Source organism: Proteus sp. G2669 (assembly GCF_009915245.1).
Taxonomy (GTDB): domain Bacteria; phylum Pseudomonadota; class Gammaproteobacteria; order Enterobacterales; family Enterobacteriaceae; genus Proteus.
Window position 1 is genome coordinate 290,426 of the sequence record NZ_JAABLX010000050.1, and the last position, 14,386, is coordinate 304,811.

Consider the following 14,386-nt stretch of genomic DNA (forward strand, 5'->3'; position numbering starts at 1 on the left):
AATCTTATTTCAGATAACCATTTGGGTTTTGTGACTGCCAACGCCAAGCATCAGCAGCCATATCATCAATTGAACGAATGGCTTTCCAATGCAAATCTCTCTCTGCTTTTGCGGGGCTTGACCAACATTCAGCGATATCACCAGGGCGGCGAGCTTGTAGTTGATAAGGGATCGGTTTACCACTGGCTTTACGAAATGCTTCAATCATTTCTATCACGCTCGTGCCGTTGCCCGTTCCTAAATTATAAATATGAAGACCCGCTTTTTTACCTAATGCATTTAACGCAGCGATATGGCCATCCGCCAGATCCATAACATGAATGTAATCACGAACGCCTGTGCCGTCTTTTGTTGGGTAGTCATTACCAAACACAGCAACGTGTTCACGACGACCAATAGCGACTTGAGAAATATATGGCGTTAAATTGTTTGGAATACCTTTAGGATCTTCTCCCATCGTGCCTGATGGATGGGCACCAACAGGATTAAAGTAGCGCAGTAAACTGATAGACCAGCTCTCATCAGCAACATATAAATCAGATAAAATACGCTCAACCATATATTTACTGGTGCCATATGGATTGGTTGTACCACCAACAGGTGAATCTTCATTAATAGGTACAGATTGAGGATCTCCATAAACCGTTGCTGATGAGCTAAAAATAATACTTTTAACACCAGCATCTCGCATACAGCGCACTAACACCAATGTGCCATTAACATTGTTGTCATAATATTCAATCGGCTTTTGAACAGATTCACCTACTGCTTTCAATCCCGCAAAATGAATAACAGATTGAATTGTATGTTTAGCAAAAATTGATGCTAATAATTGATCATTACGAATATCACCATTGTAGAACAGTGGGCGTTTACCGGTTAATGCTTCAACGCGGTTAAGCACTTCTTCATTCGCATTGCTAAGGTTATCTAAAATAATTGGGGTCATACCAGCTTCAATCATTTGAACGCAAGTATGACTACCAATATATCCCATGCCACCTGTCACTAATATTTCCACATTCACCTCTTTTGATTCAATTCAACGGAAAAGAGCAAGACGGTTTCTGTTCACTGACACAGAGTTTAACAAGATCAACAAAATAATTTCGTGATCAAACCGACATTTAATGTAAACGTTTACACTCTTTTCGCACACGCTTATATTTTATAAAAACCTTAATTTAGAATTGTATTACAGCAAGTTAATAAAGCATGTAATACATCTCACCTCTTTATCACTAAAAACAACACCTAGTAAAAGTAAACGATTACATCCAAATTAATCTGTTAATTACATGATAAAACTGACATTCAATACGTTTTATCATACCTTATTAAGCTCCCCGCTAATATGTTTAAGCGGAGTAAGAACACTCCCCCTCTAGATAATTCGGGGAAAAACGAGTCAACGACTACATACAATAATCACCATTAATAAGCACATTGAATATATACTCTAAATAATTCAAGTCACAGCTAGGCGACAAGTAAATGAGTTGCTAGGAGCATGTATTAGTATGTGACTAGTACGAATAAACGCATGTAGTTTGAAGTATGACGAGTATTGAAGTATGACAAGTATTGAATGGAGAACATAATGAAACCGATTGTCTTGCTCTACCAAAACCTGCCCGAAACACTGTACAAAAAACTGTCTAACTTTGCTGATATCAAACAATTTAATACGCTTTCTTTAGACTCGAATGATTTTCGTTCAGCACTTGCCAATGCTTCTGGATTACTAGGCGCTGGTGGCAATATTGATAAAAATTTTATAGACCACGCCCCTCATTTAAAAGCGGTTTCAACCGTTTCGGTTGGCTATGATAATGTTGATGTTAACGCACTAACTAAACGCAATATAAAGCTAATGCACACGCCAACCGTACTAACAGACACCGTTGCTGACACTATGATGGCATTAGTGCTTGCTGTATCAAGACGTATCCCAGAGCTTGCAGATAATGTTAAACAAGGTTTATGGGTTAAAGGTATCACACCAGATTGGTACGGTACTGATGTTCATCATAAAACCATGGGTATTCTTGGTATGGGCCGAATTGGCAAAGCATTGGCACAACGCGCCCACTTTGGTTTTAATATGAATATTCTTTATCACTCAAGGACAGAGTATACTGATGCAAATGACCGTTTTGATGCTAAGTATTGTGATTTAGATACGCTACTACAGCAATCTGATTTTGTGTGTATCACCTTACCATTAACACCAGAAACACATCATTTAATAAGCCAAAATCAGTTTTCGATGATGAAGCCCGACGCTTATTTAATTAATGCAGGTAGAGGAGCTGTCGTTGATGAAAAAGCATTAATTAATGCGCTAGAACAAAAAGAAATTGCAGGTGCTGGGCTTGATGTTTTTGAAACAGAGCCACTGTCGCTGTCATCACCTTTATTGAGCATGAAAAATGTGGTTGCCGTTCCACATATTGGATCTGCGACAAAAGAAACTCGCTACGCAATGGCCGAATGTGCGGTAGATAATCTGATTGCGGCACTGAGTGATAACGTAAAAGAAAACTGCGTTAATTTCTAAAGTAGTAAATAGATCTTTTTGAGGTACAAAAAAAGGTAATGGAAATTTACCATTACCTTTTTATTATATTTTTAATTTAAGCGGGATCTACGTGAGCCATCACACTTAATATCTGCTTATTTTGCAAAACATTATTGCGAGCACTAACGACAATCTCATGGCTTTCGCTAACAGTGAGATCCCCTTTTATTTCAAGATGTACATCTACCAATAAATAATCACCTGAACGGCGGGTTTTTAAATCATGCACACCTTGCACACCTGGGGTTGTAATCAGCTTCTGTTTAATTTCTTCCAAGGTTTCTTCGTCTGCCCCTCTGTCCATTAAATCTTGCAAGGCTTGATAAGTAAAACGCCATCCCATACGGCCAACAAATAAACCTACAATTAATGCTGCAAGCGGATCGAAGAACTTAAATCCAGCAAGACTACCAAGAATACCAATAGCAACAACTAATGAAGAGGCGGCATCTGAGCGCGCATGCCATGCATTCGCGACCAGCATATTAGAATCTACTTTTTTAGCGACACCAAGCATGTAACGAAAAAGCCCTTCTTTGGCCGCTAACGCTAATAAAGCAACATACAATGCAACGCGATGGACTTCAGGAATAGTTGAGGGATCTAAAACTTTATGGATTGCAGAAACCACCATGCCTAAGCCGACAATTAATAAAATAGTTCCAAGGATAAGTGAAGCTGCGTTTTCATAACGCAGATGACCATAAGGGTGATCTGCATCAGGTTGTTTTTGACTGCCTTTATTAGCAATTAAAACAACAAAATCAGCAATAAGATCAGAAAGTGAGTGAATACCATCTGCAATTAAGCCTTGAGAGTGTGAGAAAAAACCTACGGTAATTTGCCAAATGGATAAAAAAACATTAACAAAAATACTCACTAACGTGCTTTTTTTAGCTGCTTTAAACTTTTCAGACTGCGTATTACTAGCCCGATCCAACTCAATATCATCAATGTGATTATGTGTCATAATAATAATCTTATTTGGTTTTAAATAGCCTACTCTATTTATAATAGCTAAATAGAGTTCCATAGGTTATTTCAGGTTCCATAACTCATTGGTGAGGATAAAGGACGACTCTGAATAACAATCCAGTTTAGGGACTAAGATTGCTGTCCAGACATCATATTGAGATGTCATTACCTATTAATATGCCATATTTAATTCTTTATGTCTCTTATTTTTACTAATAAAATCTTATAGATACAGAACAATAATATAATTGATAATCATTCTTTTATGCATTTTCTCTTTGAGAACAAGGTAAAGATTTTTTATTTTTAAGACGATATTATTAATTGCTTTTCTGTCAGTAAGTTAAGGTGTATAACTTATTTTAATTATATTTTTGATATTATTTCAGCCAGTATTTACTTTTTTATGATTTATAATGTAAAGCAGTAAATAATCATTCTCACTCTTATTTAAAACACAGATCACAGCTATTTTTCACTATTATGTAATAATAGTAAATATTTTAAACTAACGCTAAGTGAGGTTTGTAATGTATAAGAAAATCCTAGTTCCTATTGATATTTTAGAAGATGAACTTTCTCAGGAACTGATCGCTCACATTGAACAAATTGCAAAGGTGGGTAAACCTGAGATCCACTTCCTCACCGTTATCCCTAACGCCGAACTTTTCTTTGGTATTGAATTTGCGGCTATTCCTGAAAAATTCAAAGATTCATCAGAACGCACTCGTCTTGCTTTTGTCGCACTACAAGAAATGATCAAAGATGCGAAAATTCCTGATGAGCAAATTATATGTAATGTGGGTGTTGGTAATGCAAAAGATGAAATTTTAGAATATGCCCGCCACATTGACGCTGATTTAATTGCGATTGCTTCGCATCGACCTAATGTTTCATCCTACTTATTAGGTTCAACAGCATCATCTATTGTACGTCATGCAAAAATGTCAGTTTTAGTTATCCGTTAATCTGTCACTTCAATAATAACAAAGCCCTTTGTTTCAATAACAAAGGGCTTTTAGTAAATTAAGGTCGTTTTAAATAAAGCTAGCTGTTATTTTTTAACTGAATCTTGGACAGTATCAGCAGCAGACCAAATACGGTATTTCACATCAACGTCTTTTGGTGCATAAATAACAATAGGTAATTTGCTGTTATAACGAATGAAGGCATCAGAGCCCATATTGGCCTGAACAAAAGCATCTTTCTTCGTGTTATCCGCACAACCCATCATAGTAGACATTGGGCCATTTAAATCACTAACAACGTAATAGCTATAGCCCCAACCTTCTAAATTCTTTTCATCTAGTTCAGCACCAAACCACTGATGATTACAATCTACTTTTAGCTCTTTACCAACGATTAGCTCAACTTGGTAATTACCTTCATTATCTTTTTGTTCTAACTCGATAACATGACGAACTTGATTTTCTTGAGCTTTAGGATAAGGCGCAACTTTATCTAAACTGTCGGTAGCTTGTGCACACGCAGATAAAGACATAGCTGCTACTAAAGATAATATTACTTTGTTCATCACTTTCTCCATTTTTACAGCGAACACTTCGCTGTTAATAAAATTAGTCAGATGTTTTTATTGCTCATTATCTGAATACTAATATTTTTAGTGCTTGAATGCTAACATCTTAGTAAATATCACTATGAGAGGATAATTCTGAATGTTTTAAAAAGAAAAATCATGTTTTTTTATGAAATGTAAATTTGTGATACTCCACCATGCAGATATCCAATCTATGATTATACTGAAATAGAGACCCAATTTCTTTTCATAGGAGGTTATATGTTCTCAGATCAACAAACCCTTGTTTCTCAATTAAGAAACAGTGATCCTCGCTTTCAGGCTCTCTACGATAAACATCATCGACTCAATCAAGAAATTGCAAAATTAGAAGGCCCTAATGGAGCAGGCTATAATGATGAAGTGGTCAAACTAAAAAAAGAAAAACTTCATCTCAAAGATGAAATGCAAAAAATACTTCAGAGAAGTGAAAAATAATGTTCTTTTTAAAGCGATGATAGATGTCATCGCTTTTTATGATTAAAAGCAAAGATATCACCCCATAAAGATGCATAATTAATGTATCTTTTGTTTTTTTAGGGGTTCAACATGTCATCGATCCACGGTCATGAAGTTTTACAAATGATCCTTTCTTCAGATACCGCTTTTACCAAAGCGTCACTTATTGATGCTATTCATCAGCAATTTGGCAATGACTCTCGATTTCATACTTGTTCAGCTGAAAATATGACAGCAACTGAATTAGTTGATTTCTTAGAAAAAAAAGGGAAATTTATTCCTGCTGAAGGTGGTTTTACGACAAGTGAAAATAAAATTTGTCGCCATTGATAAATATACAATTTAAAACTCGATTGCCAGTGATTTCCTTTTCTAGTTAATGTGCTTTTAACTTTAAAAAATAAAAGACCATTATTTCTGGCAATCGTAAGGACTTTATTTATTGAACTTTAATCATCATCTGTTTGTAACCAAGAATCATCTTCCCAAACACTTTGAATAAGTTCCATAATATGTTCGTGCTTAGTTTCATCTTTTATGCCTGTAACTTGAATTGAGTTCATGCTACTAAAAGCGATACGAAACTGCATATCTGGGTATTCTGGAATAATCTTTTTTCTTAGTTCGTGTTCTAAAAGCGGAAATAATGAGTCGGTTATCTTAGATTGTTTATTAAATAAAATTTCCACACGCATTGGTTTCACCATTTAAAGGCAAATAAACTGTATATAAATACAGTATTATATTCTAGGAAAAAAGAAAAGCCTTTTTACTAAAATTTTTTCATCATTGTTCATTAAATAATTTTTTAGCGTCTCTATAGGCTTAATGATAAGATGCATAATAAATACAACATTGCTAAGAGAGAAAGATATGTCAGGAAAAAGAATTTCTCGTGAGAAACAAACCATTCAAAAAATGGTTTCTCTTTATGCAAAATCACACTCTGAAACCGACTCAGATTATTATCAAAAATTAATCGATTACGCCTACAACAGATTAGATAAATGTCGCTATGGTGAAGACAAACCCGCCTGTAAGCAGTGTCCTATCCATTGTTACCAACCTATAAAAAGAGAAACCATGAAACAAATCATGCGTTGGGCTGGTCCACGGATGCTGATTTATCATCCAATTTTGGCAATACGTCATCTTATTGATGATAAAAAACCGGTACCTCCGCTTCCTGAAAAAAAGCGTACTATTCGTTCAACTGAAAAATAAAGTCAGATTTATTCAATCGATATAAAACATGTTCCGCTAAAGGGTGAGTTTTATCTAATGCGGGATGAAAGAAGTTATCAAATTGATGCATACCTAATTTTTGCATCACACCTTGAGACGGAAGGTTTGGAACAGCAGTAAAAGCAACAACTTCATCTAGTTTCAACGTTTCAAAAGCAAATTTAAATACAGCTAAAGCGGCCTCATAAGTATATCCCTTACGCCAATGCTTTTGTCCTATACGCCAGCCAATTTCTACACAAGGACTAAAAGGTAAAGAGGCAGCTGGAATATTTAACCCAACAAAGCCAATAAATTCTTGGATTTTTTTTAATTCAACCGCCCACATTCCCCATCCATTTTGCTGAATAAATTTTTCACGGATAGTCTCAACCATTTTATCGCTTTCTAATTGAGATAAAGTGCAAGGAAAGTAACGCATCACTTCAGATGAGGAGTTAACTTCATAAAAAAATGGCGCTTTATCACTTTCACGCCATTCTCGTAAGTGTAGTCTAGGAGTCTCTAAATTCATCGTTATTCTCTATTTATACAGAGTTAAGGTAATATCGATAAAATAGGACAAGCAAAAAATAATGAAAAGAAGACTTATTTTTTATTTTCTTTTAGTTGGTTTTCTACAGGTGCCGTTACTTTATCTTTATTTACATTAGCACTTTCTTTGATTGAAACCACTCGTTGTTGAGCAACGGATTTAGCTTGATGTTCAACTTGCTCTGATTGCCCTGTAAAAATACCACCACGCTTAATAGACATACTTCCACAACGACTGGTACCACGTAACTCACCATGCTCTAAAATATCTAGATTATTTGCAGCACAAATGCCTTTAACAAAACCATCAATAATAATATCAGGCGCAGTTAATTCACCTTCAACTTGTCCTGCATGCATAACACGAATAACACCATCTTTGACATTAATATTTCCTGATACTTTACCCCAAATTTGGATATCGCCATCGACATTAATATCACCTTGGAATACCGTTCCTTTCGCAATAATAGTATACAGTTTCTGCTCTGGCATCGGTTTTTTCTCTTCTGTTATGACTGGTGTAACAGGTTCTGCTACTTTTGGTGTTTCAGTTTTACGACTAAACATAGCGGTTTTTTTTAACCTCAAAGTCATGGAATAAATAATAATGCTAAAAATTAGGATCAAGATAATCAAAAACTCTCCTGCCATTTTAGAACGCCAAAAGGCGATTAATGCAAGAGTCCAAATTATCCATATCCCACTAAATATAATATTTCGCAGTGTCCGCTTATTCTCCATAATTAGCTATACCCTACCTCCCTGACAATAAATACACTTATGCATTCACTATTTTAATAAATTTACGCTAAGCATGATGCCAGTAATAAGGCTATTATTACCTTTTAGTTTATTGATTTGTCCCTTAAGAGAAATTGCATAAATAGAATAAAGCTATAAAGCTATTTATTTAAATAACCCAAATTTAATGTAAGTAACTTGTGAAAACATCACTCTTTTTTAGATAAATATTTTTTAATACAAATTAACATCATATGTACATACTTATCTTTTTATTTAGAAAAAATATTTAAACTTAACAAACTCTTCTCTATTTGCTTCTACTGAAAATCTGAGACTATAGTCGCATAAATGAAAAGCAGTGAGAAAAAGAACTACCTCTTCTTAATAAGAACAAACTTATTTTTTATTAAATTTTTGTTTTCCATTTTATAGAACTTATAAAAACGCAAGTTATAATAACGGAACGTTATTTAAAATAAATGAATTTAATTTAATTTAATCTTAAGTTTTCTTACACACAAAAAACGCTCAATTAATCTAAAAAAACAGCAACAAATCGATATCAAATAAACTACAATTAAAAAACAAAGAATATAGTTACATTTTAAATACACTTACTATCTCTTTACACTGTAAAGAAAAACAATAAATCCAACTATTTGTTATACAATACATTTAATAATAAAAAAATAAAGTGTAAATTATTTATTACATAAATATGTTTAGCATCCTTTATTGTTACTGATTAAATTTTTTCTATCTTTAATTTTCTTTTGCAAATCATTAATAACATCTTAAAATCAACAATGCTCCTTATCTTAAATTAGCAATAGAAATTCAATGTCTAATATCTAAAAAAAAACCACATCAAATTAAAGAAAACATTCTTTTTTTTATTTTTAATAGCATTTAAATAATAAAGAAGTGTTTTTATAAATACTATTATATTTATTTTTATAAAAACACAGTGATACTTATATAATGATTTTTTGGGCGAAAAATGAATACCATACAATGTGATAATAAAAACCAATATGATTGCTTGATTCAAAAGAAATCTTATTTTTATCCACAATATCAAATACTAGAAAATGAACAAAAAGCACTCTTTATAATACGAAAAAACACACTTATTTTACAAAACTGCACTGATACAGTAACAGTTAATCAAGATCAGATTATTTTTTTACAGCAAGGTAATTACACAATAAAAACACCCGCTACAGAACCAGCAGAGATTATTTACATACCTCTCTCTGATGATTTTTTAAGAGATTTCACATCAAAATACAATGATATTCTGAGTCAAATAGAAAGAGATGAAGATTTTTCGAGTGCATTTATCTGTTTCCAAAATTCGCCTCTTATACAGTTTTGTAGTAATGGTTTTGAATATATTACTATTCACTCTTGCCCTGAAACATTTACACAGTTACGAATTGAAGAACTTTTAATCCTTTTGCTTTCAACAGAACAAGGCTCAGATTTAATGGCATTATTGCGCCAACTCAGTCACCGCCAAATCGATCGCTTAAAACTGTTTATGGAAAAAAATCACTTAAAAAATTGGAAACTCAAACAATTTGCTCGTGAATTTGGTATGGGATTAACAACATTTAAAGAGCTTTTTAACCATGTCTATGGAACGTCCCCAAGAACATGGATTTGTGAAAGAAGGATCATTTATGCACATCAGTTACTACTTACCACTGAAATGAGTATCGTTGATATATCAATGGAATCTGGTTTTTCAAGTCAATCTTACTTTACACAAAGCTACCATCGTCGTTTTAACATGACACCGAGCAAAGCGAGAAATCTTAGATTAAAATTATAAAAAATCCGGTCGATTATCATAATATAAAAAAGCCATTCATCGTTAGAATGCTTAGAATTTATTCTTATGAGTGAGTTGTATATCGTGATAAAAGAAAATAAATTTCCTCCCCAACCTCATTATTATGACTACTTAGCATTACTAAAAAAAATGATGGCTGGCAATGATAAAAAAACTGTAGATAGACTATTTAACCTACAGTTTTCTTTGCATATCAATGAAAATATTACTAACGAATACAATATAAACGAGCAACAGATAAAAATATTATCTCGCGTACTATGCCGTGAAAGTTTAGATAGCTTATTACAATCCACTTGGTTTTTACGGAAAAAACATTGCTTTATCGCTATTACTAAAGAGGATATTCGCGACATCATTGAGATTTCCCGTTCTTTTCATCCACCGCGGTTATATTCTGCTTTTACTGTAATGGATTGGGATCAGTCATTAAGAGCAACCGTTAATATCAATGAGCATATGCGCTTAATTCAAGCCATTATAAAACCACTTTTTATTTGGTGGGCTCAACATATTACACCTCAATTATTCACCCTTTATGAAACAAAAAAAGAGCTTGAGCTTCAAATTAAGCAATGTGAAAACATTAAGTCATTTGAAAAAAAACAATTATCAAATATAAAAGACTCTTTTCTATCTTTAGATGATATCAATATTAAACTTAGTACAGATAATGTTAGATTGATTGTCATTAATGACTTATTACAAAAAAGTATTCAGTTACTCTTAGAACATTGGGAGACCGAACCAGTCTTTAATATTGAAATAACTAATACATTAGATTATATACGTAATGTGACACCGAATTCTGAACTATTAAAACCTTTATGGGAGATTTTAAATAGTATTCCAGAGGCTCCTGAAAATTGTCATATACTAAAACATTGGTTATTAGAAAGGGATCTTTGTTTAAAGAATGATCTATTTTTATGGAAATAAATAAAAATCAGCTCTTCTTTTAAAGAAAAAAGAGCTGATACTATCATTTAATCATTTATTTAACGTCTAAAACTTCAATTGTCACAATAGACATTGATTCCGGTGGTACTTGTCCAGGAACACCATTTTTCCCATAGCCACCACCTGGTTTTATATAAATTTTAGCTTTACCATTGATACCAGCTTTAGCAATAAAGGTATTCAGTGGTAATGGTAGTTGGCGGTAAGGTAAAGTAAGTGGTTTAGCTTTATCATAATTAAGCGTTACAGTTCCGTCAGTTAACTCTTCATGCATCGTAAATATAACCGTTTTACCTGCAATTGAATCAACAGGTTTACCTGCAATTGAATCAACAGGTTTACCCTGTTTTAAAATTTTAAAATAGGTATTATCGTCATACTGTATATAATTTTGTTTTTGAATCTCAGATAGAATAGACTTATTGCGTTGAGCATTATCTTTACCAATAATTGAATAAGCATAAGCAAGTTGCCCTGCGATCATTTGCCCTTCACCTGCTATTTTCTCAAGCTGCTCTTTCAATGTTTTATTTTCTTTTAATACATTGCTTGTCTCAGTATTAGCTTTCGCTAATTCAGCTTCTTTTGCCTTAATTTTCTCGTTTAATTGCGTACTCTTTTCTTCTAAAGATTGAGTTAATGCACGTTGAGTTTCAAGCTGTTTAGTGATATCAAGCATCTCTTTTTGGGTGTCAGCTAATGTCTTTTCTTGCTGTTTTGATTGCCCAATTGCTTCTGTTTGCTGTTGCTTTAACACACTAATTTGCTGTGTGCTTTCTATATTTTGTTTTTCTAATTGTGCTTTTACATCAGCTAATTGATTACTTAATTTATCAACAGCATTTTGTTTTTCAGTAAGCTGCTTTTCCAATAATGCAGAGGCCTTGGCACTTTCTGTTTGACTCACTGTTAATTGTGCTAATGCAATATTACTTTCTTTAAATTGCGTATCTAATGCTTGATATTTAGCTGACAATTCATTTTGTGCTTTTTCTAATTTAGCAATTAAATTATTTTTATCTGTAATTAAATTATCAACCGCTTTTTCACCTGCAGATAAGTTTTTTTTCAGGTCAGCTAATTCTGTTATTTTACTCTCTAATTGTAATTTTAATTCTGGTATAGCTTTCAGCTTTTCATCAGCCTGCTCTTTTTGCTGTTGAACAGCTAAAAGTGATTTATTAAGTTGAGTTTGTTCTTGGTTATTCTTTTCAACTTGTGTTTTTAATTGTGCTATCTCTTGACGTTGTTCATCAACAAGTTTGTTATTAGCATCTTGTTGTTTTTCTGCATCTGCTACTTTTAATGCAAGCTCTTTAGATAAATCTTCACGTTCTGATGTAATTTTCAATAATGTACTTTGTAGTTTCTCTATCTCTTTTTTCGCAGTATTATCTTTTAATAAAGATTGTGCCTGCACAAACTGAGATTGAATATCTTCTTTTTCTTTTTTAATGGTTGCTAATTGGCTCTGTACATCAGCCAGTTGCTTGGCCAAATTAGTTTGTTCATTGGTTATTGTCGATAACGACTTTTCTAATGCTATTATTTCTTTATTTTTTACAGCTTCTAGCTTGGCTAATTCTTGTTCTTTTTGTTCACGACTACCTTGGAGTAATTGTTCAGCTTGTACATATTGAGCTTGGACATTTTCTTTTTCTTGCTCGATTTTAGTCAATAATGTTTGTTTTTCATTTAATTGACTTAATAGTTTTTCTTGTTCGGCTTTCGTACTCTCAAGTAACTTTTGTAACTTATCAATTTCTTTTTTAGCACTATCATCTTTTAGTAGCGCTTGAGCCTGCAAATACTGAGATTGTAATTGCTCTTTTTCTTGCTCAAGTTGAGTAAACTTCACTTCTAAATTTTTAAGTGTTTCTGATTGTTTTTCGAAATCTTGTTGTTGTTTTGCTAGCTCTGTGTTTTTTGCAGTTGTTGCACTTAACACGTTTTCTTTATCGGCTAATTGCTTAATTAATAAATCACGTCCTTCTTTTGTTTCTTTCAGGTCTGTTTGTAGCTTGGCAACAGCTTGTTTCAATGTATCATCATTGAGTAAGTTATTTGCAGTCGCTAATTTTTCTTCTGTTTCAGCCAGCGATAGTTCCAATTGCTTAATTTGGTTATTCGCATTTTGAAGTTTTTCTAAATGTTCCTTTAACGCTAGTGTTTGCTCTGTATATTTCTGATACAGAGTTTGATATTTATTTCTTGTGTCGGCTAAACGATTCAACAACGTTTTATTAAAAAGAGGTTGTTTATGATCGAGCACAGAGCGATTAAATTGATATACAAAATGGAAAGGAATTGCAGTCACAGAATAAAATGTGCCTGGAATAATATCTAATAATAAATTTTGATTTTGTTGAGGTTTTGAATAGCTTTCTTTCGAATAAAGCGCTAATGGATTATAGACCGTCGCATTATTTCTATACTGATATCGATTAAGATCTTCGGGTGTAAACTGAGGTTTAATCGGAACAAATGAGAGTAATGGGGTCAAATAACGAGTATTATCACTCTTAAATTTAGAATAATCTGAAGGTAAGACTGGGCAATTTTCAGCCAGCGTGATATCAGGTGTCTTTACAGGCTCGACAACCTGATTATCTATTTCTGCTGGTGTAGAAGGCTTAACTCGTTGCTCTGGCTTGTTTTGTTGAGATACCGTTGTTGTACGGTTTACTCCACGATTAGCCTGACCAGTTCTCGTTGACGATGAAATTGTAGCAGATGTTTTAGGCTCAATTTTAATTGGCTCTTGCGTTTCAAAATAACGATCAAAATCTTCAATAACAGAATTAAACTCATTATTGGCAAACGACAGTGTTGGAAACAGCATAAAAGCGAGACAAACACTCTGCTTTAATTTCATAGTAATTATTCACCTAGTTTTTTCAATGTCGAATTAACTGACATAATCGACAGATAGCGAACTTTTGCACACAAAACTTCTGTTTTTGATTCAATACTCATTTTTAGTAAATCTAAGCTATCTTTACTTGCAGTACCTTGAACACTACGGTACATCGCATTAATTTCACTAATTTCTTTAAATGAACTCATCATGGATTGATAGTCCGATGGAGAAAAAGTTTTTAGAGAATCAAGTTGTTTAATACAAGCGCTTTGTGGTGCTAATCCTAATTTTCTTGCATCTACGCCACTGTCAACAGCCCCTGCTGTAGGTGTCATAGAAATCGGTTGTGCTGTTGCTACTGGCTGAGTCACAGCAACGGGCTGTGTTGCTGGAGCTTGCGCCTGTGCTGGCGTCTCAACTGGACGTGTTTGATCTGACCAAACACACCCAGACAAAGCGAGAATGCTGGTTGTTATAAATACAGCAAGGACATTCTTTTTATTTTGTAATAAGGACATCATTTTTCCTTAATCCCGATCAGACTTAAATAAGAGCATATGAGTTGTCGCATTTTAAGCCATTTTATTATAA

Annotated in this window: 15 protein-coding genes; 7 read left to right on the forward strand and 8 right to left on the reverse strand. The window is 33.5% G+C overall.

The window, feature by feature from the left end; genetic code table 11:
* Positions 1-4 precede the first annotated feature (4 nt).
* The gene (gene galE, locus GWI68_RS15320) at positions 5-1,021 is read right to left on the reverse strand and encodes a UDP-glucose 4-epimerase GalE (protein ID WP_166540836.1); all 1,017 of its coding nucleotides are present in this window, start codon (positions 1,019-1,021) and stop codon (positions 5-7) included.
* Positions 1,022-1,600: 579 nt separating this feature from the next.
* Between galE and ghrB the strand changes: the two genes are divergently transcribed.
* A complete protein-coding gene (gene ghrB, locus GWI68_RS15325; RefSeq protein WP_166540837.1) occupies positions 1,601-2,560 on the forward strand; it encodes a glyoxylate/hydroxypyruvate reductase GhrB in 960 nt (319 codons plus the stop codon).
* A 76-nt stretch (positions 2,561-2,636) separates the two neighbouring features.
* On the opposite strand, the gene GWI68_RS15330 is transcribed toward ghrB, so the two are convergent.
* Positions 2,637-3,551, reverse strand: coding sequence for a cation diffusion facilitator family transporter (locus tag GWI68_RS15330; RefSeq protein WP_166540838.1), 915 nt, complete (start codon positions 3,549-3,551; stop codon positions 2,637-2,639).
* Between the two features lie 535 nt (positions 3,552-4,086).
* On the opposite strand from GWI68_RS15330, the gene GWI68_RS15335 reads away from it, so the two are divergent.
* Entirely contained in the window at positions 4,087-4,524 is a 438-nt protein-coding gene (locus tag GWI68_RS15335; RefSeq protein ID WP_023581562.1) for a universal stress protein, read from the forward strand.
* 86 nt (positions 4,525-4,610) lie between these two features.
* Here GWI68_RS15335 and eco read toward each other — a convergent pair whose 3' ends face one another.
* Positions 4,611-5,102, reverse strand: coding sequence for a serine protease inhibitor ecotin (gene eco / locus GWI68_RS15340; RefSeq protein WP_109407406.1), 492 nt, complete (start codon positions 5,100-5,102; stop codon positions 4,611-4,613).
* Between the two features lie 252 nt (positions 5,103-5,354).
* Between eco and GWI68_RS15345 the strand changes: the two genes are divergently transcribed.
* Together GWI68_RS15345 and GWI68_RS15350 are read left to right on the forward strand one after the other, a co-directional pair.
* Complete coding sequence (locus GWI68_RS15345; protein ID WP_166540840.1) at positions 5,355-5,570, forward strand: DUF465 domain-containing protein; 216 nt, start codon at positions 5,355-5,357, stop codon at positions 5,568-5,570.
* Between the two features lie 111 nt (positions 5,571-5,681).
* Positions 5,682-5,921 (forward strand): YecH family metal-binding protein, encoded by a 240-nt coding sequence (locus GWI68_RS15350; RefSeq protein ID WP_109407408.1) that lies wholly within the window; start codon positions 5,682-5,684, stop codon positions 5,919-5,921.
* A gap of 119 nt (positions 5,922-6,040) precedes the next feature.
* Here the strand turns inward: GWI68_RS15350 and GWI68_RS15355 are convergent, their stop codons facing one another.
* Positions 6,041-6,286, reverse strand: a complete 246-nt coding sequence (locus GWI68_RS15355; protein WP_162556965.1) for a DinI-like family protein — start codon at positions 6,284-6,286, stop codon at positions 6,041-6,043.
* A 178-nt stretch (positions 6,287-6,464) separates the two neighbouring features.
* Between GWI68_RS15355 and GWI68_RS15360 the strand changes: the two genes are divergently transcribed.
* The gene (locus tag GWI68_RS15360) at positions 6,465-6,815 is read left to right on the forward strand and encodes a nitrous oxide-stimulated promoter family protein (protein ID WP_166540841.1); all 351 of its coding nucleotides are present in this window, start codon (positions 6,465-6,467) and stop codon (positions 6,813-6,815) included.
* Here the strand turns inward: GWI68_RS15360 and GWI68_RS15365 are convergent.
* The gene (locus tag GWI68_RS15365) at positions 6,793-7,350 is read right to left on the reverse strand and encodes a GNAT family N-acetyltransferase (RefSeq protein ID WP_166540842.1); all 558 of its coding nucleotides are present in this window, start codon (positions 7,348-7,350) and stop codon (positions 6,793-6,795) included. The two genes, GWI68_RS15360 and GWI68_RS15365, sit on opposite strands and share 23 nt — an antisense overlap.
* A gap of 74 nt (positions 7,351-7,424) precedes the next feature.
* Positions 7,425-7,940, reverse strand: coding sequence for a polymer-forming cytoskeletal protein (locus tag GWI68_RS15370; RefSeq protein ID WP_227335824.1), 516 nt, complete (start codon positions 7,938-7,940; stop codon positions 7,425-7,427).
* Between the two features lie 1,177 nt (positions 7,941-9,117).
* Between GWI68_RS15370 and GWI68_RS15375 the strand changes: the two genes are divergently transcribed.
* On the forward strand, positions 9,118-9,954 hold the full coding sequence (locus GWI68_RS15375; RefSeq protein ID WP_166540843.1) for an AraC family transcriptional regulator: 837 nt from the start codon (positions 9,118-9,120) through the stop codon (positions 9,952-9,954).
* Between the two features lie 84 nt (positions 9,955-10,038).
* Positions 10,039-10,914, forward strand: a complete 876-nt coding sequence (locus GWI68_RS15380; RefSeq protein WP_227335825.1) for a T3SS regulon anti-activator ExsD domain-containing protein — start codon at positions 10,039-10,041, stop codon at positions 10,912-10,914.
* A 55-nt stretch (positions 10,915-10,969) separates the two neighbouring features.
* Here GWI68_RS15380 and GWI68_RS15385 read toward each other — a convergent pair whose 3' ends face one another.
* The gene (locus tag GWI68_RS15385; protein ID WP_166540845.1) at positions 10,970-13,810 is read right to left on the reverse strand and encodes a sugar transporter; all 2,841 of its coding nucleotides are present in this window, start codon (positions 13,808-13,810) and stop codon (positions 10,970-10,972) included.
* A gap of 5 nt (positions 13,811-13,815) precedes the next feature.
* Complete coding sequence (locus tag GWI68_RS15390) at positions 13,816-14,313, reverse strand: hypothetical protein (RefSeq protein WP_227335827.1); 498 nt, start codon at positions 14,311-14,313, stop codon at positions 13,816-13,818.
* Positions 14,314-14,386: the final 73 nt, after the last annotated feature.